Origin of the sequence: Streptomyces sp. 2114.4 (genome assembly GCF_900187385.1) — a bacterium.
GTDB classification, from domain to species: Bacteria; Actinomycetota; Actinomycetes; order Streptomycetales; family Streptomycetaceae; genus Streptomyces; species Streptomyces mooreae.
In genome coordinates this window covers 7,231,774-7,254,275 of record NZ_FYEY01000001.1, presented here as the reverse complement: position 1 = coordinate 7,254,275, position 22,502 = coordinate 7,231,774, and the positions used below count along the sequence as shown (strand labels likewise).

The 22,502-nt window shown below is 66.2% G+C and carries 13 protein-coding genes and 8 pseudogenes; 7 read left to right on the top strand and 14 right to left on the bottom strand.

From position 1 onward, the window contains the following. Window positions 1–44 precede the first annotated feature (44 nt). The 4 genes and pseudogenes from CFW40_RS31970 (at window position 45) to CFW40_RS31960 (ending at window position 5,265) form a co-directional block, all read left to right on the top strand. Entirely contained in the window at window positions 45–1,625 is a 1,581-nt protein-coding gene (locus CFW40_RS31970; protein ID WP_088798548.1) for an IS1182 family transposase, read from the top strand. A 481-nt stretch (window positions 1,626–2,106) separates the two neighbouring features. Then, entirely contained in the window at window positions 2,107–3,753 is a 1,647-nt protein-coding gene (locus CFW40_RS31965) for an actin cross-linking domain-containing toxin (RefSeq protein ID WP_088801225.1), read from the top strand. 53 nt (window positions 3,754–3,806) lie between these two features. Then, window positions 3,807–4,000 (top strand): annotated as a pseudogene (locus tag CFW40_RS39050) (IS701 family transposase); the annotation flags it as partial. 269 nt (window positions 4,001–4,269) lie between these two features. Beyond that, window positions 4,270–5,265 carry a phospholipase gene (locus tag CFW40_RS31960; protein WP_088801224.1) on the top strand — a complete coding sequence of 332 codons (996 nt, stop codon included), beginning with the start codon at window positions 4,270–4,272 and terminating at the stop codon, window positions 5,263–5,265. Between the two features lie 327 nt (window positions 5,266–5,592). On the opposite strand, the gene CFW40_RS31955 is transcribed toward CFW40_RS31960, so the two are convergent. The 3 genes and pseudogenes from CFW40_RS31955 to CFW40_RS38780 form a co-directional block, all read right to left on the bottom strand. After that, window positions 5,593–6,825, bottom strand: a complete 1,233-nt coding sequence (locus CFW40_RS31955) for a cytochrome P450 (protein ID WP_088801223.1) — start codon at window positions 6,823–6,825, stop codon at window positions 5,593–5,595. A gap of 13 nt (window positions 6,826–6,838) precedes the next feature. Beyond that, window positions 6,839–7,159, bottom strand: coding sequence for a hypothetical protein (locus CFW40_RS31950; RefSeq protein WP_176956316.1), 321 nt, complete (start codon window positions 7,157–7,159; stop codon window positions 6,839–6,841). 352 nt (window positions 7,160–7,511) lie between these two features. Continuing rightward, window positions 7,512–8,511: pseudogene (locus tag CFW40_RS38780) on the bottom strand (winged helix-turn-helix transcriptional regulator). 14 nt (window positions 8,512–8,525) lie between these two features. Here CFW40_RS38780 and CFW40_RS31935 point away from each other — a divergent pair. Beyond that, complete coding sequence (locus CFW40_RS31935) at window positions 8,526–8,939, top strand: FAD-dependent oxidoreductase (protein WP_119203828.1); 414 nt, start codon at window positions 8,526–8,528, stop codon at window positions 8,937–8,939. A gap of 166 nt (window positions 8,940–9,105) precedes the next feature. On the opposite strand, the pseudogene CFW40_RS31930 reads toward CFW40_RS31935, so the two are convergent. The 10 genes and pseudogenes from CFW40_RS31930 to CFW40_RS31900 all read right to left on the bottom strand — a co-directional run. Continuing rightward, a pseudogene (locus CFW40_RS31930) lies at window positions 9,106–9,727 on the bottom strand (VOC family protein); the annotation flags it as partial. After that, a pseudogene (locus tag CFW40_RS39045) lies at window positions 9,670–9,918 on the bottom strand (amidohydrolase); the annotation flags it as partial. The pseudogenes CFW40_RS31930 and CFW40_RS39045, both read right to left, overlap by 58 nt. Beyond that, window positions 9,915–10,164: pseudogene (locus CFW40_RS38485) on the bottom strand (2-polyprenyl-6-methoxyphenol hydroxylase); the annotation flags it as partial. The pseudogenes CFW40_RS39045 and CFW40_RS38485, both read right to left, overlap by 4 nt. An 852-nt stretch (window positions 10,165–11,016) precedes the next feature. Then, window positions 11,017–11,457 (bottom strand): hypothetical protein, encoded by a 441-nt coding sequence (locus CFW40_RS31920; RefSeq protein WP_088801222.1) that lies wholly within the window; start codon window positions 11,455–11,457, stop codon window positions 11,017–11,019. A gap of 550 nt (window positions 11,458–12,007) precedes the next feature. Beyond that, on the bottom strand, window positions 12,008–12,445 hold the full coding sequence (locus tag CFW40_RS36805) for a hypothetical protein (protein ID WP_143034520.1): 438 nt from the start codon (window positions 12,443–12,445) through the stop codon (window positions 12,008–12,010). Between the two features lie 211 nt (window positions 12,446–12,656). Beyond that, window positions 12,657–12,859: pseudogene (locus tag CFW40_RS31915) on the bottom strand (IS5/IS1182 family transposase); the annotation flags it as partial. Window positions 12,860–13,696: 837 nt separating this feature from the next. Further along, entirely contained in the window at window positions 13,697–14,119 is a 423-nt protein-coding gene (locus CFW40_RS31910; RefSeq protein ID WP_088801221.1) for a hypothetical protein, read from the bottom strand. A gap of 183 nt (window positions 14,120–14,302) precedes the next feature. Then, complete coding sequence (locus tag CFW40_RS31905; RefSeq protein ID WP_176960243.1) at window positions 14,303–18,151, bottom strand: SGNH/GDSL hydrolase family protein; 3,849 nt, start codon at window positions 18,149–18,151, stop codon at window positions 14,303–14,305. 906 nt (window positions 18,152–19,057) lie between these two features. Beyond that, entirely contained in the window at window positions 19,058–19,603 is a 546-nt protein-coding gene (locus CFW40_RS36800; RefSeq protein WP_143034521.1) for a hypothetical protein, read from the bottom strand. A 403-nt stretch (window positions 19,604–20,006) separates the two neighbouring features. Continuing rightward, window positions 20,007–21,056 (bottom strand): annotated as a pseudogene (locus tag CFW40_RS31900) (IS701 family transposase); the annotation flags it as partial. On the opposite strand from CFW40_RS31900, the pseudogene CFW40_RS36420 reads away from it, so the two are divergent. After that, window positions 21,018–21,378 (top strand): annotated as a pseudogene (locus CFW40_RS36420) (IS5/IS1182 family transposase); the annotation flags it as partial. The pseudogenes CFW40_RS31900 and CFW40_RS36420 overlap by 39 nt on opposite strands. A 143-nt stretch (window positions 21,379–21,521) precedes the next feature. On the opposite strand, the gene CFW40_RS31895 reads toward CFW40_RS36420, so the two are convergent. Beyond that, window positions 21,522–21,944, bottom strand: a complete 423-nt coding sequence (locus CFW40_RS31895; protein ID WP_088801219.1) for a YjbQ family protein — start codon at window positions 21,942–21,944, stop codon at window positions 21,522–21,524. Window positions 21,945–22,089: 145 nt separating this feature from the next. Between CFW40_RS31895 and CFW40_RS39040 the strand changes: the two genes are divergently transcribed. Next, a complete protein-coding gene (locus CFW40_RS39040) occupies window positions 22,090–22,179 on the top strand; it encodes a putative leader peptide (RefSeq protein WP_361135822.1) in 90 nt (29 codons plus the stop codon). The last annotated feature ends 323 nt before the right edge of the window (window positions 22,180–22,502 follow it).

The window sequence follows — 22,502 nt, the reverse complement described above, 5'->3', positions numbered from 1 at the left end:
TGGCCCTGCCGCGTGAGCGGTAGGGCCAGACTTGTCATGTGGCGATGGGTGAATGGGTCGGCGAGATGGTCGGGCCGGACGTGTGGGAGACGTGCGGGGATCTGATCCCGGCCGGGAGTGTGTTCGCGTTCCTGGCCGAGCATCGTGGCGAGCTGTTCCCGGCTGAGATGTTCGCGGACATGTATCCGTCGGCGAACGGACGGCCGAGCATGCCGCCGCAGATCCTGGCCGCCACGATCATGCTGCAGGCCCTGCACGGGCTGTCGGACTTCGAGACGGTCCAGGAACTGCGGTGCGACCTGCGGTGGAAGGCCGCATGTGGACTGGGCCTTCACGACATGGCGTTCGATCCGTCGCTGCTGGCCTACTTCCGCCGCCGGCTGGCCCGTTCCGCCCGCCCCAACCGCGTCTTCGAGGCCGTACGCGAAGTCGTGAAGGCCACCGGCGTACTGAAAGGCAAGCACCGCCGGGCTTTGGACTCCACCGTGCTGGACGACGCGGTCGCCACCCAGGACACCGTCACCCAGATCATCGCCGCCGTCCGGGCGGTGATCCGTGAAGTCCCCGGCGCCGACACGGTCGCCGCTGCCCAGTGCACCGCACATGACTACACCGACCCGGGCAAGCCCCGCATCGCCTGGAACGACGAGCAGGCCCGCACCGAACTGGTCGACGCGCTGGTCACCGATGCTCTGCGGCTGCTGGGCCACCTGCCCGACCAGCAACTCGGAGAGAAAGCCGCCAACGCGGTGGGCATCCTGGCCCTGGTCGCCGGGCAGGACGTCGAGCCCGCTGAGAACTCCGACGGCCGTGACGGACGCTGGCGCATCACCCAGGGCACCGCCCATGAGCGGATCGTGTCCACCGTCGATCCCGAAGCACGCCACGTGCACAAGACCCGCTCCCACCAGCAGGACGGCTTCAAGGCCCACCTGGCCATCGAGCCCGAGACCGGGTTGTACACGGCCGTCGCCCTGCGGCCCGGCGCCGGGCCCGAGCACCACGAGGCCGCCGTCGGCCTGGATCTGCTCGCCGACGAGGACACGCCGGTGGACGTCTTCGGTGACACCGCCTATTCCACCGGCGACGCCCGCCAGGCCCTGCACCAGGCCGGGCACCGGCTGTTCCTCAAGCCCGCACCGCTGCGGCCGGCCGTCCCCGGCGGCTTCACCCTCGACGACTTCACCATCGACACCACCACCGCCGTCGTGACCTGCCCGGCCGGACACACCGTGGCCCTGTCCGGCCCCGGCGGGCAGCACCACCAGCGCAAAGCCTCCTTCAGGGATTTATGCACCGGATGCCACCTGCGCGAGCGGTGCACCAAAGCCAGGGCCGGACGCATCCTGACCATCCGACCCGGCCACAACCTCCAAGCGGCCGCCCGCCACCAGACCGCCACCGACCCCGGCTGGCAGGCCGACTACCGCCGCTGGCGGCCCCCCGTCGAACGCGCCGTCGCCTGGCTCGTCCAGCACGGCAACCGAAAACTCCGCTACCGCGGCACCATCAAGAACGACACATGGCTCCACACCCGGGCCGCCGCCCTCAACCTCCGCCGACTGATCAACCTCGGACTCACCCACACCCGAGGCACCTGGCACCTCGCCCCGGCCGGTGCATGACCGAAGGGGCTGTCCGGCCTGACGGCCGGACAGCCCCTCACCAAGATCTTCATCGACCTTCTAGGGGGTGTCTTCCCCTAGACCCGCATCGAGGTTCCGTACGCCTTGCGGGCGACCCGCCTCTGCCCAAAGTAGACAGAGAGCCACCGAAGGACGCCGCCAGCTGTTCTCCAGCCGACCGAGGTACGTCCAGGTATGAGCCGGCGGCCGACGAGTAGCCCGCCTTGGGGTCAGGCACTCGGAGGTGGGCGGCCTCCGGATACCCGGCGGCCGAGGCGTGGCCGTCGACGAGGCGTAGAGGCGGCGGCGTTCGGCGCCGGCACGTTGTGCGTCCGGAGCGAAGGTGCTGGTGAGTCCGGCCTGCAGCTGTGCCAGGTGCCAGGTGCCCTCGCTCCACGACGCGATCCGCGTCGTACGCGGGCTTGCCCTCCAGGCACGCGTGTCCTGCCCCCGGCCTGCCCTCGTGGACCTTTCCGGGCGCGTGGACGAGCGTCAGGCTGGGGGCGGTCTGTATCTGCATGTCATCGGGCCCGGTGACCAGAAGAACCTGGAGCGCGCCTTGCGGCAGCACGAGCTGAGTCACGACCACCCTCACCCGGCGCCGCGCCTCGCGCCCGCGCGCGTCGCCCCCGACGCCGCCCGACTGGACGCGTCGGCCGCCGATCGCCGTACCCCCGAATCGGTCAGGACGCTCCAGGGTGCCGTGGGCAACCGCGCGGTGACCGCGGCTCTGGGAAGGGGCGGCCAGGCCGGCACGCCGGTGCAGCGGGTGGGTGCCCCGCCGTTCGGCAAGCGCTTCTCCGGCTCCTCCCTCGGCACCGAGAGCGAGCTGAGCGGATTCGTCTGCGCGCTGCCGATGAACGCGAGCCGGACGTTCGCCGTCGTCCGGTCGGCTCAGGACGACAAGCCTCTCGTCCAGGTCACCAAGGATATGGTCCAGGGCCCTTACCCCAACCCGAAGAACCTGCCGATGGCCAACTCCGGGCAGTGGCAGATCCACACCGTGGAGCTGGTCACCTACCCCTCGCTCATCGACGACGGGCAGGTCCAGGAGCGCAACAACGCGGTGCAGTTCCTGCTCGACGTCTTTCGCGCGCACACCTGCTCCCACACTCACGAGCCACTGCGGGCACAGACCAGCGAGGACGGCCAGTACCGGCTGGAGGTGGTCGGTGCCCGGCACGTCGTCGCCTCCGGCACCGGCATGCACGCCGAGGAGGACGGATCGGTGCGGATGCCGCCCGCCGGCCAGCAGCTCACCATGGGGGTCGCCGCCGAGGACTTCGGCACCGGGGCCACGCGCGAGCCCGGGCACGGCGACGAGCTGAAACTGCTGGAGAGCGCCCCCTGGTACAGGCGTGAGCTGGCAGCCGAGGCGGCCCAGCGGATGCCTGGACTGTCCGCGCAGCCCGGCGACCCGGCCTCCGTGGCCCGCGTCTACGCCTACCTGGCCTCCGTCATCGACTTCACCGCCGGTCTGCTCGCCAAGTACCGCCTGCCCATGGAGGACTACGAGCCCGAGGGGAACCCACTGGCCTTCGGGCTCACCGACCCCAAGGTGAAGAACGAGTGGCACATCCTGCCGCGCACCCGGCCGAAGAACATGCTGGACACTCTCGACGGCAGCAGCCGGAGCGCCGCCATGGAGCTGCTGCGCACCATGCCGCCGCGGGGTGACGAGAAGGCGTGGCAAGCCGCGCACCGGTACATCTTCAGGGGCGGCGGTGAGGTCGCCGGCCACGGCATCAACGACGCCGTGGTCACCTCTGCGAAGGACGGCCGGGAGACGGATCACCCCGCGGCACTGTTCGAGTTCCGTACCGTCCCCGACCAGCTCAAGCGGTACGTCCCGCAGCAGCGGCAGGCCGAGGTGGAGATCTCCGATCCGCTGTCGGAGTTCGGCACCCGGCGGAGCGAGGCCGTGCGGGCCATCAACACGCGCGTCGCCGGTCCCGGCAACGTGGAATCGTTCGCGGACTGGTACCGCGAGCAGCATCCGCGCCACCAGGACAAGCCGGTCGCCCGGCTGCTCACCCTGGCCACAGCGCAGCAGAAGTCCCAGTGGCTCAGGACTGCCAGGCCGGAGCAGTGGCGGGAGATCAAGGACCGGTTCGGCCCCGAGGCCTAGTACGGCAACGGCGTTTGCCGCGGCGGTTGGGCAGGCTGGTCGTTGGTCTGGGCATGGGTGGGGACCTGCTGATGTCAAGGTGCGGGCCAGTGAACTGGGCGCTGTACACGAGCGGTTGGTGCATCGGTTTTCCAGGACGGAGCCGCGGGAGTCGGCGTTTGCCTGTACCCGGTGACTGATTGCTCCGCTGGAGCGGAAGACGGCTGAAGACGGCTGGCACACGACCCGTAACCCCCGGCGGGCGCACGACGACAGCTAACGCGCCTCGTCGCGAGTCGTCGAGCTCGCCGTCGGGGACGCGGGTCCATGGGCAACGCCGACAAGTTTCCGCCCTCTTACCTCGGACGGGCAAGGCGGCCACGCCCGGACGGCAGCCTGTTTACTGATGGGTAACTTAGCCGTACAGTGCTGCAGCAGCGGGCAGTTGGCCCGCCGTCTGCCTGTAGCGCAGACAGTCACCACACGGCACACGGGCAGCCACCACGTGTAGCCCGTGCAACGGAAAGGACTGTCCTGATGGCCTCCCCACGCCGGCTTCGCGCCATACTGCTGCCGCTGGTTCTGATCGCCTCCGCAGCCACCCTGGGCACCGGAGCCGCAATGGGCGCGGTCTCGGAGGACTCGTCCTCCGAGACCGCGCCCAGCGCCACCGAGCAGCACCCCACCTGGGCCATCGCCCACCGGGTGCTGACCACGGGCGGGGTGACCACGGCGCTCAAGAACGGGGCCAACGCGCTGGAGATGGACGCAACGGCCTGGCGCAAGGGCTGGTGGGCCGACCACGACGGCTCTCCCACCAGCTCCGGGGACACCATGTCGGCCATGTTCGACCAGGTGGCAAAGGAGCATGAGCAAGGGCGTCACGCCTCCTTCGTCTGGCTGGACATGAAGAACCCCGACTGGTGCGACAGCAACGACCCCAAGTGGCGCCACTGCTCCGTGGCCGGGCTGCGGGACATGGCGCGCCAGAAGCTGGAGAGCAAGGGCATCCGGGTGCTCTACGGCTTCTACGGCAAGGAGGGCGGCAGCGGCTGGAAGACCGCCCTCGCTGACCTGAACTCCAAGGAAGCGGTCAGCTACAGCGGCGATTACGCGCAGGTCCGGGACGGCTTCGCCGAGCACGGACCGAACGTCCCCGGCAACCAGCGCGTGATGGACAAGGGCGAGTTCAGCATGGCCCTGAAATTCGGCAGCATCCGAGAAGAACTGGCGGCCGGCAGGAAGGCCCGGGACGCCGGAGAGCTCGCGCAGACCGTCGGCTGGACGGTGGGCAAGGGTGACAGGGAGCGTGCCACCACCCTGCTCGACTCCTCCGACGGGAGCGCCGCCGTGGACAGCCTGATCTACGGCAACCGCATGTCGTGCTACCCGGACGGCGTCAGCGGCCCGAAGGGCTGCGGCACGGACGACAGCGCGGTGCGGGAGGCGCTGTCGTACATCACGGACTACGTGAAGGCCCACCCCGACACCCGCCGGATGGCCACCCCTCGGGACATCCCCTTCGGCAGCTGACGCCCCGAGCCACCCCGCCCGGCCCCGGTCCCTGTCAGCGCCGTCGTCGCCCGGACCGCCGGGGGCCGCGTCGTCCACGGCGGCCCACGGTCACGGCTGGGCGCGGGCGCCTTCTCGCTGTCAACGCAAGCGCGGCGGGGCGTCTCACCCCGTACCGTTTGCTCGTGGACAAGCGGTTCCCTCCGCATCATGGAGCCGCATCATGGAGATGCCGACCCCGTCGTCGCCGATGCGCTCGGCCCTCACAAGGGGCGATGCGCGTTCGGCCGGAGTGGGCGGCGGGGCCGGGACGGGGGCGGTCATGGCGTGGTTCCTCGTGGGTATCGGTCAGTGGGCCGGCGCCGACCGCAGGCGCACGGGGACAGTGGTGTGACCGTTGCTGATCAGGCTGGGCAACCGCTTCAGCTCGTGCGGGCCGGCGGCGAGTTGGATGTCGGGGAAGCGCTCGAAGAGCAGTCGTAGGACGGTGGCGACTTCGAGGCGGGCGAGCGGAGCCCCGAGGCAGAAGTGGACGCCGTGGCCGAAGGCAAGGTGCTCTTTGCTGGGGCGGGTGACGTCGAAACGATCGGCGTGCCTGTGCCAGCGAGGGTGCCGGTTGGCGGCGGCATACGAGGCGAGGATGGCATCTCCGGCCTGGATGGTCTGTCCCTCGGGGAGCGCGATGCCGGCGAGGGCGTAGCGCAGGGGAAGGTGCTTGATCGCGGGCTGGTGGCGCAGCGTCTCCTCGACGACGTCCTGCCAGGTGCAACGGCCGGAGCGGACGTGAGCCAACTGTTGCGGGTCGGTCAACAGAGCGGTGACGGCGGCGTCGATGACGTTGACCGTGGTCTCGTACCCGGCCGCGAGCATCAGCAGGAGCGTGTCACGCAGCTCGGCGTTGCTGAGGGCCGCGCCGTCGCCCTCCTCGTCGCGGGCGGCGATCAGCGACGAGGTCATGTCCTCACCGGGCTCGGTGCGCCTGATCTGGATCAGGGCGTCCAGCAGGCCGTAGAGGGTGGCGGTGTTGGCGACCTGTTCCCTGACCGTGAGATGGGTGGCGAACACGTTGTCCACTACGGTGCGGAACTCGGGCCGCCGGTCGGCAGGTACGCCCATGAGCCGGCCGATGACAGCGATCGGGAGCGGGTAGGCCAGGTGCTCTCGCAGGTCCACCGTCTCGTCGGCCGGAATGGCATCGAGGTCGTCGAGGAGGGCGTTGACGAGGGTCTCGATATCTGTCTGGAGGGCGGCGGTTCGGCGGGCCGAGAGGGTGGGGGCGACCATGCGGCGCAGGCGGCTGTGGTCCTTGCCGTAGGCGGTGAACATGTTGCTGACGGACACCCACAGGGCCAGTGGCCAGGTGGGCACGGTCTCGGCGAAGTCCGGCCAATGAGCGCGAGCGTCTTTGGAGACGTCCTTGCTGGTCAGGAGCTGCTTGAGCAGGTCCGGGTCAGACACGCTCCAGGCGCGCACGCCGAGGATGTCCACCAGCGTGGCCGGGCCGCGATCACGCAGGGCCTGGTGCTCGGCGTCCGGATCGGCCCCGGTGGGGTCGAGGACGAGGATCTGCTGTTGCGACACGGTATTGCCTCTTTCAGCTTGCGGGGAAGATCACGGGCAGGGCGGTGAGGGAGCCCTGGAAGGGGCCGAGACGCCGGACGAGGTCGTCACGGTGGCTAACGAGGTCCCTCCCGGGAAGGACATCGAGGAGGTGGAGGATGGCGGCCTCGGCGGCGAGGTGGACGGGACAGCGGTGGTGCTGCCCGGCACCCCAGGCGAGGTGAGCGCGATGACCCACCGACCGGTGGGCTCCCAGGGCGGGACCGTTGTTGCGGGCTGCGTAGCTGATGGCCACCGGCTGGTCAGCCGGGAGCGGGTAGCCACCGATGTCGACCGGCCGAGGCGGTTGGTTCATACGCAACGAGCAGCTTTCCTTCGTCGCGCATCTTGTAGCCGGTGTTCAGGCACTCAACGCCGTTGCAGCGGGCCGGTCACCGCTGCGGCGACGAGGCCGTCCTACGGCCCCCGCTCGTCGCGAAGCCACGGGCCGAGCTGGGGCAGGGCGACCGGGCCCGTGGCTCCCGATACCTCAGTCGTCAGCCCGGCCGATGATGTGCCCCCCGCCAGATGCCGCGGCTGTCAGCACATCCTCCCGTTGACGCTCCGGGGACGACGTGGCCAGCTTCATACGGGGCAACCGCCACACGCCGAGCAGGCACTTTCCGCATCCGTCGTAGGGTCGTCCGATCGCATTCAGGCCCGTACCGTCAGCCGGCGCCGTGGGGGCTTTGGAGCAGCGTCGGCGCGTGGAAGGCGCCGAGACCAGAGGTCAGGTCCCGGTCCAGCCAGTAGCGGCGCGGTTCGGCGAGCATGAAGTCGACGCTGACGGCCAGGATGCCGGGGATCTCGGCCAGCTCGCGGTCGATGAAGAGCGCCAGGGCGGCGCGGTCGGTGACCAGCCCCATGACGAGGACGGACATGTCGCTGGCGACGTGGGCGGCGAGCCGGGTCTGGGGGAGCTGGTCGATGCGGCGCATGACGTCGGGCGTGCCGCCCGGGGCCACTCGCAGGCGGAGCAGGAAGGTGGTCTGGAAGCCGAGCCATTCCGACACCATCTCCAGGCGTGGTTTGACCCATCCCTCGTCGAGGACCCGGCGGACGACGCGGTGCGCGGTGGAGGTGGCCAGGCCGGCCGCTCGGGCGATGCTCGCGGCGGATGCGCGGCTGTCCTGGATCAGCTGGGCGACGACGGTGCGTTCGGCCTCGGTGAGCGGCTTGGCGGGGGTGTCGCGGTCGCGGTGCCCTCCCGGCGGGCGCCGGTGAGCTTCAGGAGGTCGGCGCGTTCGGTGTCGGTGAGGAACTGGGGGTCCCAGGTCATACCCCGGCGCAGGGTGCTGAGGGCCGGCAGGGCGTTGACGCGGCGGACGCCGGGGACGGAGTACAGCCGGTCGATCGCCTCGCTGGTAGCGGCCTCGGACGGGGCGTGGATGACGACGTAGAGGGGGGCGTCGCCGGAGATCTGTGCCAGGAGCTGGAGGTGGGGCAGATCACGGAGCCGGTGGAGGACGGCGAGCGGGGTTTCGCCGGTAATATCCAGGAAAACGTGGACCGGCATCGCCGTGGAGTGCATGCCCCAGTAGGCGTGCCCGATCGCACGGACCATCCGGGCCCGGTGCAGCCGGTCGTAACGGCGCTTGAGCGTGCTGGCGTCGGCGGCCAGGATGCCGCCGAGGTCGTCCCAGGTGGCCCGGGGGGGGCCACGTGCAGCGCGCCGCCCTCCGTTGTCGAAGCAGGTACTGACCGGTGCCTGGGACACGTCGCGGACTCAGCTCCGCTCGCCGGAGCATCTCGCCTCGCTGAACGCGGAGTTCATCCGCGCCGAGCCGGCTGTCATCTGCGACGCGGCAGAGCGCGCGGTGACCACAGCCACGGGGCGCGTGGTGCGCGGCGATGCGCTGGTCATCGCCACCGGGCTCCGCCCCCGGACGCTGCCGGACCAGGACGAACTCGCGGGGGTGCATGTGCTGCGCACCCTCGACGACGCAGTGGCCCTGCGCCGTGATCTGGCAGCCGGTCGCCGCTTGGTGGTGGTGGGCGAAGGCGCGAGTGCGGCCGCTCCGGCGTCGAGCAGTGCCTCAGGTCCCTCGCCGCGGTCGATGATCTCGGTGAGGGAGCGGACTCCGGGCAGCGGGTAGAGGGTGTCGTTCTCCACCACCGCGACCTGCGTGTGGTGTCGGTGGGTGTAGGCGGCGAAGCGCATGGTCGGCTCCTGGCAAGGTGGTTCCGTGGGGCGGCGCGGGCGGATTCCTGCGGGTTGGCCCGGACCCGCCCGCGCGGCGGGCTCGGATCAGACCGCCGGACGACGAAGACGCCGCGGTCGGGGTCGTTGCACGACTCCATGGCGACGATCTCGTTCATCGCGTTGGCGGTGCCCCACTGGTCGGTGACCTCGGGCTGGGAGAAGTCGTAGACGTGCGGGTGCAAGGTGTCCTCGTCCAAGCACTCCAGCTCCGTCGTGGATTCGACGGTGTTGCCGTGCGGGTCGAGGAAGTACGTGAAGGTGTTGTCGCCGGCCATGTGGCGGCCGGGGCCCCACACCTTGGTGAATCCGGCACGGAGTACCCGGCCGGAGCCGCGCATGTACTCGTCGATGCCGCGCATCTCGAAGGAGAGGCGGTGCAGTGAGGTGTGGGGGCCCCTGGCGATGGCACATCGAGTGGTGCTGGTTGCTGATCCGCATGAAGTGCATGACCTCGCCCATGTGCGGCGAGCTGAGGGTGTCCGAGAGCCGGAAGCCCAGGTGCTTCTCGTACCAGGTGCGGGTGCGGTGGATGTCGTTCGAGTTCAGCACCACGTGGGAGAGCTTGACCGGAATGGACTCGCGTTCCTCGATCTTGCGGTGCCGGCGCGCCTGGAGGTCGGCGGAGACCTCGATGGTGCGGCCGTCGATGTCGAAGAAGCGGAAGCCGTAGCCGCCGCCGGGGCGACGGTGTCGATCATGCGGGGTGCCCGTTCGCGGACCATGGGCCCGCTCACCGCCAGGGCGGCGGGGCCGTTGCGGCGGGCGTCCAGGCTCCGCGCCTCGGCCAGGCCCGGAGCTCCTTCCACCAGGGCCTCGATCTCGGGCAGCAGGACGTGGGCATGAACGTCCACGGTGGGCGGGGAAGGGGTCACAGAGGCTCCCGGAGCATGGTCATCGTGCGGTTAATGAGGCCGGGGATGTCCGTGTCCGGGGTGCCGTCCAGCTGCCATTGGCCGATCTGCACCGATGCTTCCACCACCGGGGCGGACGCGGTTGATCCGGCGCTCGTAATACGCCTGGAGCAGGGCGTCGTCCCAGGTGTCCGCCGCGGCGAGCATGCCGGTGAGCACCCAGGCGTCCTCCAGTGAGAGGGCGGCGCCCTGGGCGAGGGTGGGCGGGCCGCTGTCCGGTCGGCCGCGTCCTGTTCCTCCTGCTGGCGCTGGCGCCACTCGGCGAGCCCTTCCAGGGCGGCTTCGCGGACGGCCCCGTCGACCGCGACCGCGGCCTTCACAGCGCTCGGATGCTGTGCCACGTAGACCGCGCCGAGCGGCTTGACACGCAGACGTTGGGCCTCCGCCTCCAGGGCTTGGCGGCGGTCTCCCCCGGCCCCTTACGGCGTCGGCCAGATCGGCGTAGAACGGCACGCGGGGTGCTGCCGGGAGGATTTCGGTGCAGGCGGTCAGCTCGCCGACTCGGCCGGTGGAGGTGTCCAGGATGTGGGAGAACTCTTTGCGGACCCGTTCGCAAGGTCCGGCACGGGCAGGGAGTGCAGATACATGTTCGCGGCGTCGTAGTCAGAGGGGGCGGTGTCCCAGCCCTCCCAGTCCATGAGGGTCAACTGTGGTCAGGCTCGGACGCATACCGCCCAGCGAATCGAACGCCCGAACCGGAGCGCCCGGAACCACTCGGGAAGGTCAACCCCTTGCGAGCGCTCCTCTGACCAACCAAAGAATCGCCCCGGCCGTTGAGGTCGGGGCGATTTTGCGTTGCTTCGATTACCTCAGGACACCGCAGTTCGGGCAGTCGTTCCCCGGTGCCAACCCAGCTTTTCGCAGGCGGCGCCCTGCCAGAAACCCGAAATTCCATGCTTCTTGATTGAGGTCAATGAGGGCTGTCATTAGGCTGGCAGATCCTATTGCAAGATCGAAGCCCAGTATTTCACGATTCCCTTTGCGTCACCTATGTCCAGCACGAAATCGCTGACCACTGCCGTGCATGGCGTCAGCTGAAGGCGACGGCAGCGACATGCGCTAGGGAGACTTCTTGAAAACGAATCTGTTCGGTGAATCCTCCGAGGTTTGGATGTAGATTCCGTCCTTGGCTCCCTTACCCATGACGTAAAGGTCATCTATGAGCGCGCGGATCTTTGGACCCGTCTTGAGATCGAGAGTGATCTGCTGATCCGCCAAGGAGGTGGGCCTCTTCGGTAGGGTCCATGTCCCCTCGCCGGTGATGGAACCTACGGGTGTCTCGCCGACCAAGCCACCTGGAATCTTTACCGCCTCGGCCGTGCCGTCTTCATGCAGGGTTACCCGTGCCCCCCGAGGTCCGGACCAGGTACCTATCAGTTCGCTCCGCTTTGCGGAGGCACCAGTGAAGAACCCCGAGTCAATAACGCGGTAGAGGAGAAACCCTCCACCGGCGAGCGCCAGTACGACGCAGAGCACGGAAATCATGATGACTTTTTTCATCGCAAGTTCACCTCTTCCTCCCAATAAACGGCCTGATGCTTTGTCCTGAGCGGAAGATCGAACCGATCCGCAATATAGGTGAGTGGGTTGCCGACATATTTCTCAATATACTTCTGGGTGGGCCCCGGAAGGTGAGTAAAGGAGGTGATGGTGGCGTCGTTATCGATCTGGATACCTGCGTTCGGCTGCATTGGCTGCCGCGTCGGCGGGGCGTGCGGACTTTGCGGCGGCGGCTGCCGATTCTTCGGCTTCCGCTGCGTGCTTGCTGGCTTGCTTGGCGTATTCGTTCGCCTGGCCGGCCGCCTGCGTTGCCTCTTTGCTGTACTTTTCAGCGTCAGCTGCGACGTTGTTGGCCTTGGCCGCGACGACCCTTGCTTCCGCTGCGTTCTTTTGCGCGGTGGCGGCCGTTCCGGCGGCTTCAGCGATGAGTTGCTGGACTATGGCGACGTGGATGGCGGTGAGATGGACCCTACCGAACGCCGAAGAGCCGCACCTCGAGGTGCATAAGGGTCCGCCGGCTTGCTGGCGGACCCTTATGCAAGATCAAGCCCTAGTAAGACTTCTTGAAGACGAACATACTTGAGGACTCCACGGAAATGGGGCGGTAGATGCCACCCCGGGCTCCCTTGTCCACGATCCGAAATTCGATGGTTGAGCGCTTTCCGGGTCCGGTGTTGAGTACGACAGTGATCTCCTGGTCTACGAAGGTGCGGCGCTTCTCCAAGGTCCACTTTCCTTCGCCGGTGATGGGGTTCTGTGGCCTCTCGTCGTCCGAGAAGTGGCCAGGAATCTTAACTCCTTCAGCGGTGCCGTCTTTGCGTAGTATCACTTGGGCTCCATTCGGGGCGTGCCAGGAGCCGATTAGTTCAGTGCGTTCGGCCGAGCCTCCGGTGATGGCTCCGGAGTCGATGGCGCGGTAAAGGAGGAATCCCCCACCGGCGAGTGCCAGTGCGACGCAGAGTACGGACAGCAGAATGGCTTTCTTCATCGCAAGTTCACCTCTTCCTCCCAATATGCGAACTGCGTCTTCGTCCTGAGTGGAAGATCGAACCGATCCGCAATATAGGTGAGTGGGTTACCGACATATTTCTCAATATACTTCTGGGCGGGCCCCGGAAGGTGAGTAAAGGAGGTGATGGTGGCGTCGTTATCGATCTGGATACCTATCTTGGCTTTCCCTGTCTTAGAGTCTCGCGAGATAGTCCGTTCGCGCCCGACAGGATGTGCATCTTGGAACCCGGCTTACCCCTGTCCACGGGCGACGGGCCTGTGAGTTCGCCCCCTTTTGGGCCCTGATGTGGGCTGAGTCCAAGACCACGCGGGAGACGTCGATCAAGCTGGCATCGTCGAGCCGGTGCAGGATCGCCTCGCGCAGCCGGCCCCACACGCCGGCCCGCGACCAGAACGGGCTCGGCCAGCGACCGAACGACAAGACTTGCTCCTCGGGAGGCGGGGAAGTCACCCCTGGAAGCTCAACCGGACCTGACGGTTCGGATTGTCGACGTTGGTATCCGCCAACCTCCGTTAAGGCAACCCGCACGATACTCGGTGACACCTGTCGGATCCGAGGCGCCTCACGTGCACCTCAAGTACAAGGAGACCGCCCGGGGCGGGCTGGCGGTGAACATCATCGAGTGCTGAACATGGAGGCCCTGACCAGCAGGTTTGCCCCTTTTAGCGCTGGCGGAGCCTTCCCTGCTTGCACGGCAGAAAGTTCACAAACGTCCCGGGATAGACGTGAAAGTCACTGGGATGTCCCTGGCTGGCTAGGGCTTCTGAGGAAGCCATCCCCAAATCGGCTGGCCAGGGGCTTGCGCCCGCTGCAGAGGGCATGGTTTATCGGCCTCGTGACCGCACGACGCTTTTCTCGCCCCGTTCGCCCCCGCCGGCCGCGATCCGGTCATCGGCGCCATGCGCTACGAATCCGCGACGCGTGGGAGCGGCCACACGCCCCGCGTCACCGCCGACAGCGTTTTATGGGCCCCTTACCGCAGTTGGCCGCACTCTCAACGGCGGCTCACCTCCGTCTGGGCGGAGGTGACCACCGACGCCGACGATCAGCGTTTGCCGTTGGCTGCGCGAGGCGTGCGCTGGGGGTGAGCTCCTGCAACCGCTCGGCCACAGAGGACGAGGAGGCCGTCGTCATCCTCCGCGACCTCGCAGCGTGCACACACGACCATCTACGGCAGCCGCTGCGACCGCGCTTCGGTGGAATCCGAGGAGCTTGCCTCGACGCCGCTCAGCTCCTCGCACGCCCCGTCAGTCGGTGCGCCACGTTGTCGGCGGACAGGAGTCCCCCGACAGCCACCATGGCGACGAGCAACGGCACTGGCAGGTGCTCGCTTGGCGTGTACTCAATGTAACTGAGATTGTAGCCAGCTCCGAACAGCCAGGCCAGACTGCCGCCGATGACGAGCGCGTAGTTGTCCTTCTCTCCCATGATCCGCATGCCTATCCACAAAATCAGAGGCATCACGATCACGAGCCCCAGAGCGAAGGTCGCCAGGCGCACGTCGAAATCCGCCCAGGCATTGCTCGGGTCTGCCCGCTTCTTGGCCCGCGCGGCGGCATATCCGGCGCTGAGGATGACGTGGCAGACAAGGATGGCGAACGCAGTGACTGCCGCACCTTTGAGGGGCCGTGCAGCTCGGGAACTGGTCATAGGGCACATACTTTCGAAAGAGGTTTCAGGGGTCCTGAGTATTTGCACTCAGGACCCCTACGGCCTCAGGGCGGTTAGAGGAGAAGCGTGGTGCCGGTCATCTTGCCGTTTCGTTCGAGCGGCTCGACGACCGTCTCTTCATCATCCTTCCGTGGTTCCCAACTGTTCCTGGGCCGAGTGCTACTAGCCCTTGAGGGTGCTCTCGAGGGAGTCTGCGTAGAGGCGTGCGCCCGCGGGCTTGGGGTGGAACGACTGCATCGAGGGCTGTGGTAGTTCGTTGTCCGCTTGCGACTGCCCTGAAATCACGATGCCGTGTACGGACTCGGGATCGCCGCAGATTGTCTTGCCGGCAAACGCTGCGCGTGGATCGGAGAAGACCGACTTCGCACCGTACTTGCTGTTGGCGTCGTCGACGGCACCCTTCATCTCGGTGGCAAGGGTGTCGGCAACGGCATTGACCCACTTCCCCTCGCTTTCCTCGATGGCGGGGAGGCATGAGCCGTTTTTCTCCAGGAGCTTCGGGTAGCCCATGAGGACGATCCTCGCGTTGGGTGCCTTGTCGTGGATCATCTTCACCATCGCGGTGATGCGCGGCCGGATCTGATCATGGAGCCACTTCGGAGCCCACTCGTCAAGCCGTCCTGTTTCGCCATCAACGGAATCACCGTTGTCCGGGTTCACGTTGTCCAGTGAGCTCGCCTGGCAGTTCACCAGCATGGGCAGGAAGCACTTCGTGACTATGTCTGTGAACCGGGCGTCGTTGCCGCCCACGGACAGGGTGACCAGCGTGGTGTTTTGATCGAGGTAGCCCTGCTTGAGCTGTGGCAGTTCACTGTTCTGCCCGAAGCTCACCACGTTGTAGATGCGGGCGCCAGAGCATGCGACGAAGTGGTAGTCCATGTTGGCGTCCTGCCCATCAGCCATTGCACCGATGGACTTGCTGTAGCCCGGCAGAGTCGCCTGACGCGACCAGGCGAGCTTCGAGCGATGACAGGTGTTCTTCGTCTTCGGCTGCGTTTTGTCGTAGTAATCCGACTCCGCGTAGTAGTCCTTGCCCCCCGGCGCTGTCGCGCCCTCACCAGAGGAGTAGGAGTCGCCCATCGCCACGACGAAGTTCTTCGGCTTCGCACCGAGCGGTTGGAAGGCCACCGAGTCCCACGCGATGTCCTCGTCCCCGGTGCCGTCCTGCGTGTCCGTATCCAGCGACACGGTCGGTGTGCCGGTGAAGTTGAAGACGCCGAGGTCCGCCCACTTATTTTCCATCACCCGCTGGGGGTGTACCCGGAAGGGGCTGGTTGAGTCCGTCCCACCAATCGTGTACGTGGCCTGGCGGGTGTGAGCACCATGGTCGGGCAGGTGTGCGTAGACGCGCATCCAACCGCGCTTGGACGAACCGAGGGTCCAGGTGCCCTTGGTGTATAGACGCGATCCGTCACTGTGACTGATCTTGGAACGAGTGTGCGAGAACCAGAAGTGGTTGCCGTTGCCTGCCCCGAGCTGGTGCAGGTCGATCCGAGCCGATGGCGACGCGAAGTCGAATGTGAAGGACCCCTGGGAGGAGACTCCTGAACAGCGGTTGGACGATCCCGCTGGGGTCGTGCCGTTGGGCAGGTCGTCGACGATCAGCGACCCGGCCGGCAAGCCCGTGTTGCAGCGCGGCGGATACGAGTTGACGTCCGGTTGCTCGGGGTAGGTGTCGTCAAACCGGTGGACGGCGTTGCCGCACTCCGCGTTGTCACACTTCTTCCACGCGGCAGGCTTGGTGTACCAGCACTTCAGGTACAGCGGATTGTGCGTGTCCGGGTCGCCAGGCAGCGTGCAGGGGCCTTTGCCCGTCTCATTGGAGGCGTCGTCGGTGGCCGAGGAGGGGTCGCACGTGTTGGAGGCGTCGCAGAACAGTCCGATCGGCGGCTTTGCCTGGGTGCGCTCTTGCACGTTCACCCACCAGGAAGGTCGGTAGCCTGCCTGGAAGTCGCCGGGGCCGAACATTGCGGAGATAGGTCGTGCGGCCCAGCCGATCACCTTCTCCTCGTAGGGCCAGTCCTGGGGATGCGAAGCGTGGGAGTAGTCGTCATTGCCGAATGAGTTTTCCAGGAACGGGGTGCGGTTCTCCTTCCACAGTGGGTTGGCCGGGTTATTAGTCCAGCCCACGCCCCACTTACCGGAGTTGCTGCCGGCTGTGGACTTGGGGTGATAGCCGGAGTTGTAGGTCCACAGGGCGTAGAACCAGTTTTCGATGTACCTCGGGTCGCCCCCGTTGATGGTCATCCCGTCGTCGCGGGTGTCGTTCCACTTCCCGATCAGGATGTTCACGCCGGCGGCGATGTTCGCTGCGTAGTCCAGCGCGACGGCCTCCTGCTGCACGGTCGTCTTGGGATGCTCGTCCTTCTTCTCTTTGCCGTGCATGCGCATTCCGTCGGTGACCTGGGTGATGCCGTAGCCGCAGTCGGCTTCGGCGAAGTTGATCGCCCACGGGTCCTTCTGGTCGCCGTCCGCGCTGTACTTGATGCCGTAGTAGTTGCCGATCAGAGCATTGCCGGTGACGCCGGGGACGACGGTGCGGGCGGCCTGCCACATGTTCGATTCCTGGGCGGTAACGCCGAGCATTACCTGTGCGGGAACGTGCCAGTCCGCGCCCGATCCGCCCTTGAGCGGAGTCAGCGGGAACAGTGACTGGGGGGCATACGCGGCCATGCCGGTGTTCTTCCAGTTCGCCCCGCGAGTGGCTCCCTTGTTCAGTTTGCCCACGACGGCCTGGTCCACGGCCCACTCGATCTGGCGGGGTGTGGGCTGGAATGCCTGTTTCTTCGCATCGCCGCGCGGCACGGAGCAGTAGCGGTCGGCATCGACGGTCCCGCTGACCCGTGCGGCGTTGCCCGCGCTCTGAGCAGTGAGCACTGGGGAGGTCTCGTTTCCCGCGCGCGCGGACTTGGCACCGCCGATCAGGTCCCCGGGAGCCGCGTCCAGGACTGCGGTCTTGCCGGTGTCGATCGTCTTGAGCGTGGTCCGGACGGTCCGCTGGGTGAGTGCCTCTTCGGGACGAATGCGGGAATCTTTCCCATCCGCCCACCGTGATGTGACCGCGGCTTGCCCGTGGCTGGAGACCAGGGCCCCCTTGGCCAGCCCGCCTGGATTGTGCACCACGCCGCCGGCCCTGCCTGTTGTGGAGGCTGCCTTGCCGGTGATGTACACCTCGCCGGATGGTGTCGCGGTGAGATCGAAGCCGGTCAGGCTGCCCCGGGCGAGTGCGGTCGGCTGGGCCTTGCCGCTCGCTTTCTCTAAGTCGCGCTCAGGCACTCGAGAGACGGTCGCTGCCTCTTGTGTGCCAGCGCGAGCCTTGGCTCTCTGGGGCACGCGGTCGATGAACGTCACACCGCCGTCAGCATCGGCCTTGAGCTGGAACGGAGACGCCTTCGTCGTGGCGACCTCGCGTACCTTGCCGCCGGTCACCTTGACGATGTGGTTGCCGCGCGCCGCCGCCAGCCCCCCTCTGACGGGGATCGCCGAGGTCACTTGGCCGGCGACGGAGACCTTCGACTTCACCTTGCCGGTCGCAGCGGCGACAGTGACCAGGCGGCTCTCCGCCGACTTCGCAGTGTCGTCCGTCAGAGCGGTGAACACCGCGTCTTCCCCCTGGCCGCAGCCAGGTGAGAAGTAACCGAGCGTTGCCTGGAACGGCAGCTTCGTGATTCTTCCGGTCTCCAGGTCAACGACCGCGGTGAACGCGCCTCGCGACATCATCTCGGGCTTGTTCGTGAAGGTACGTGGAGCGTAGGCGACGGCCGCGTGCTTCCCGGACTCGGTCACACATGCGTTACCTATCCAGGTATCGGTGTCGAAACCAGTCTCGGACAGTGACGCGGCCGTCCTCCACCGGTAGCCGTCCTTCTCAGCACCAACCAGGAGGTGAAAGCCCGTGCCGTCCCCCGAGGTGGTCCAGGCGATGTCCTTCGAAGCCCGGTAATTCTTACCGAGCGTTGCCGCCCTCTCCTTCACCGGAAGCGATCGCGGCTTATCACCTGACTCGGCCATGGACGTTCCGCTAGCCCCTGGGCTGCCACTCCAGCCCTGCGCTGCCTTCTTGGGCACGCCGGGGCTGTCTGCGGCAACAGCCTGGCTGCCGGCGATGCCGGCTGTAAGCGCCAGTGTGACCCCTACGGTCACAGGTAATCGACTGCGTCTGAATCTCTTTCCCCGCACTGCTTTTACCCCCCTGGTTCTGTTTCTTCTCACGCCGTGACGTATCTACGTTGCACGCCACGGCTGCTCCTTGAACTACGTACCTTTCTGGGCACGTACTTGGACCGTTCCCGAACTCATTGGCAAATACCTAGGCAGGCGTCCGAGCTACTTCAATGATTTGGACTTTTGGCTGCTTCGGTACGGGAGCTCCGGACGTATCCATTGCGGTAAGCGCCTGAGATGCCTTGTCCCCCGGCCCGAGTACTTGCGTGGTGGCCCGTACGGTTGCTGAAAACCCGTGCGGACCAGTGATGCGGATCTCAACATCGTAGGTCGCCATCGTCTTCCCTTGATTGACGATGTCGACGGCTACCCACATCCCGTTGCCGGACGGTTTTGCCACCGGTCGTTTTACGGTTACGCCGTCCCTGGTAGTTACGGCTTGGGATACTCCGGAGCTCGCGTCAGCCTTTTTCGACGATTCCGGCTCGCGTGACTCGCGCTTTTCGGGAGAGGCGCTGGGTTCGGAGCCTTCTGAGGGTGCGCTCTTTGAAGGCCGCGGAGTACCCGGCGGATACGCAGAACTGGAGGGAGTGCTACCAGCCTTTCCAGGAGACTGCTTCTCCGGTGCCGGCTGCATGTTGATCCCCGTATCGCGGAACACGAAGAGAGCGATAGCTACCAACCCTGCGACAGCAGCCATCAGGGCCCGACGTCGGACGGAATTCGCATCGGAGTGCGCAGCTCGCTGTCCCATCAGTTGCAGGGGGCTGCGTACGTGACGCGATTGATGACCGTACCGCCCTCGTACTTCATGATGGCGGTCACCTTGGAACAGAGGATGGAAACGTTGGAGCCTGTGACGCGGACGGGACCAGCGTACTGACTGAACGTACCCTCGTCCGTTTTGCACAACTTGGCGTCGGTGCTGTTCGGGCAGAGTTTGAGTTTCATGTACACGCTGCTGCCAGAGTTGTTGTCGAATACTGCGCAGGAACTCGTAAGTCCCGATGATCCGGACTTGGTGTACGTGAAGAGGGTCCCTAAACGCGTCGCATCCGGAAGTCGCTCCGCCATGAACAGTTCGTACCCTGCCCCGCAGAGATTTGCCGCAGAATTCACGGCCTGTGAGTCTTTCGCGGCAATTGCACGCGTCTCGGGCTTCGCTTGCGTAGAAATCCGCACCCCTGATTCCACGTTTGCGTCAGCGGCAACTGCGTGCGGCGTTATCAGTCCCGTTAACGCTAAGGCGGCGAATGTTACGGAACAACTTCTCGCAGACTTGACGAAGATGTTGATCATTGGATTCCCCCTAAGAGCATCGCGAAATGATGGAATCGCAAGGGGAGCTCCGCCCTGATGAACCCCCGGCTCACGCGAGCCAGGGCAGCCTCGCGATCGGCCAGGAATCTACACCGTCGGACCGGTAAAAAAGCCAGTTAAAAGATTCCCGGACGTCAGATTTTCGCCATGTGGAAAAGGAGTGTAGCGGTTAGTCAAACTTAGGTGGAAGATATCATGACAAAGATGAATAATTACATTGACATGGGGTGACGATGGGTTACCGTGTGCTTTGAATCACTTGGCAAGGCGGACTGCCCCTGCCCACGGCCGCTTGCCACCGCTGACAAGAACTTGTGGGTCGCCTATGCGAGTCCAGCTGACGGTCGGGTACACGGGGTACATGCCGCCAGTACCCATCAGCGCCAGAGAAGCGGCGGACCTGGCAGTCGTCCAGGCCGCACTCCTGCTTCGCGGTCTGGAAGCACTCCTCAACAGCCCACCGGCTGCCCGCGATGGAGATCAACTGGTCCAGGGTGGTTTCGGCAGGACAGTAGGCGATGTAGTAGGAGATCTCTTCGGGCCGGCGGACACTGCGGCGGGCGATGACCCAGTGTCGACGGTCTCCGCGGTGCCAGGGCCGGACCTCGACGCGGGCCCAGTCATAGATCCGCGGGCCATGTGCCCCCTCGCCGCACGAACGGCGTTTCCACTTCTGTCATGGCAGGCCGGGGAACAGGTCGTGGACGGGATGATCGATGGACCAGCGGGTGACGACGGTGTCATGCCGGGTGGTGGCCATGACGTGGAAGACATCGGCCTGTTCCAGCTCGTGCCGCCAGCCCTTGCTGTAGCCGTAGGCGGCACACGCCGTCACCCATCCGAACGGAACCTTGTCCTGGATCGCACGGCGAACCATCGTCTTGGCCATGGCCACCTTCGTCTCGAAGGCGACACTGTCGTCGATGCCGGCTTGTCGGCACCGTTTTCGGTCATCGGTCCAGGACGTGGGCAGATACAAGCGGCGGTCGATCAGAGTGCGTCTACGGTCGGTGGCGTAGGCGAGGAAAACGCCGACCTGGCTGACTTCGGTGCGTCCGGCGGTGCCGGGGTACTGCCGTTGCACACCCGCCGAGCGGATGCCCTTCTTGAGGAAGCCGGTGTCGTCCACGATCAGGACAGCGTTTGGGTCTCCGAGATGTTCCACGGCATAGTCGCGCACATCGTCCAGGACCTCATCAGCATCCCACTCGATCCGGTTCAGCAACCGGTGGGTGCGGTCAGGGCCTGCATGTCCGGCTTCTTCCGCGAGAGTCCAGCCGTTCTTCCGCTCCAGCGGAGCAATCAGCCCTCGCATATGAGCGAGCGCGGAATCCCGCGGCTCCTGCCAGTTGAACCGGGGCACGAACCGCTCGTACACCGCGCCCAGTTCCCCGGTCCACGACCTGACGTCAGAAGGTCCCCCCGTAGCCAAACCAACGACAAGGCTAGCCACCAGGCACGACAAACACCGTTGCAGTACTTAGGCTCCCGTCGCAACCGCCGCTACCTACGGCGGCGCCAGATCAAGCAAATCATCCCAGAGCCGGCCAACCAGCAGGCAAACCGCCAACGCCGCGGCAGCTCGGGCGGTCGGCGCACCGGATTCGACCGACAGACCGGCGCAGGAACGAGGCCGAGCGAACCATGAACGCGCTCAAGGGTTTTGGGCCATCGCCACGCGGTACGACAAGCGAGCCTACGTCTTTCACGGCGCCGTCACCGTGGCCGCTATCCGGCTCTGGCTTCACCCTTGAAGAAAAACTGCCGGATCTCAGCTCCGGGTTGCCCGTTCAGTGTGAGCCAAGATCTGTTCGATGTCCCAGGCGTGATGGGCAGCATCGTGGGCGTTGTTGCGTGCCACGTCCTCAGCTCGCGGCCGCCCCCAGGTCGATCTTGGTCAGCCCAGGAAGCTCAGCCGCACCTGACGGTTGGGATTGTCGATATTGGTATCGACCAAGCAGACGGACTGCCAGGTGCCGAGTGCCATCCTGCCCCCCACGACCGGGAGGGTGGCGTGGGGTGGGACGAGGGCGGGCAGGACGTGGTCGCGGCCGTGGCCGGGGGTGCCGTGGCGGTGGCGCCAGCGGTCGTCGGCCGGGAGGAGGTCGTGCAGGGCCGTCAGGAGGTCTTCGTCGCTGCCTGCGCCGGTCTCCAGGACGGCGATACCGGCGGTGGCGTGCGGAACGAAGATGTTCAGCAGGCCGTCGCGGCCGTCTGCCGCCTCTCGGAGGAAGGCTGCGCAGTCGGCGGTGAGGTCGGCGACGGTCTCCGACGAGCCTGTGGTGACGTCCAGGATGCGGGTGGTGAATGCGGTGCTCATGCGTTCATTTTGGTACGGACGACCTGCCCAGGTCCGCAACCCCCAGGTCTCCTTCCGCAATGTTGCCTCAATACTCCGGCAACAACGGTCCACGAGCCGAGATGATGTTTGACCCCTCTCGCGGCGCACCGCTACGTTCAGCGACATGCCTACATCAGCCCTGCTCACCACGCGCGGTCATATCGACCTGCTGCGGGTGGCCTCTGCCGCGTGTCACCGCGGCGGCTGTTGTTGATGCCTTTGCGTTGTCGCTGTCGCCGTTGCGGTTTTCGGTGGCATTGCGATTGCCGCTTTCGTTGCGGATGCCGTTGCCGTTGACGTGATTCAGGGCGGCGTTGAGGGCGTTCAAGCGTTCGCGCTTTGCGGTGCTTTGCGGGCAGCGTTCGGCTCGCTGTGGCTGCGCGTGGACGTTTTGAGGATTTCTGTCTTCTCCTTGCGTCTTGGTGGGGCCTGAAATCCATTCCCTTCGGTGCCTCTCGGGTGATTGTCGCGGATCGTTGTGCTGGTTTCGGCTGGCGGTCTGGCGCGTTCGCCTGCGCGCGGTCGTCTGTTCGGTGG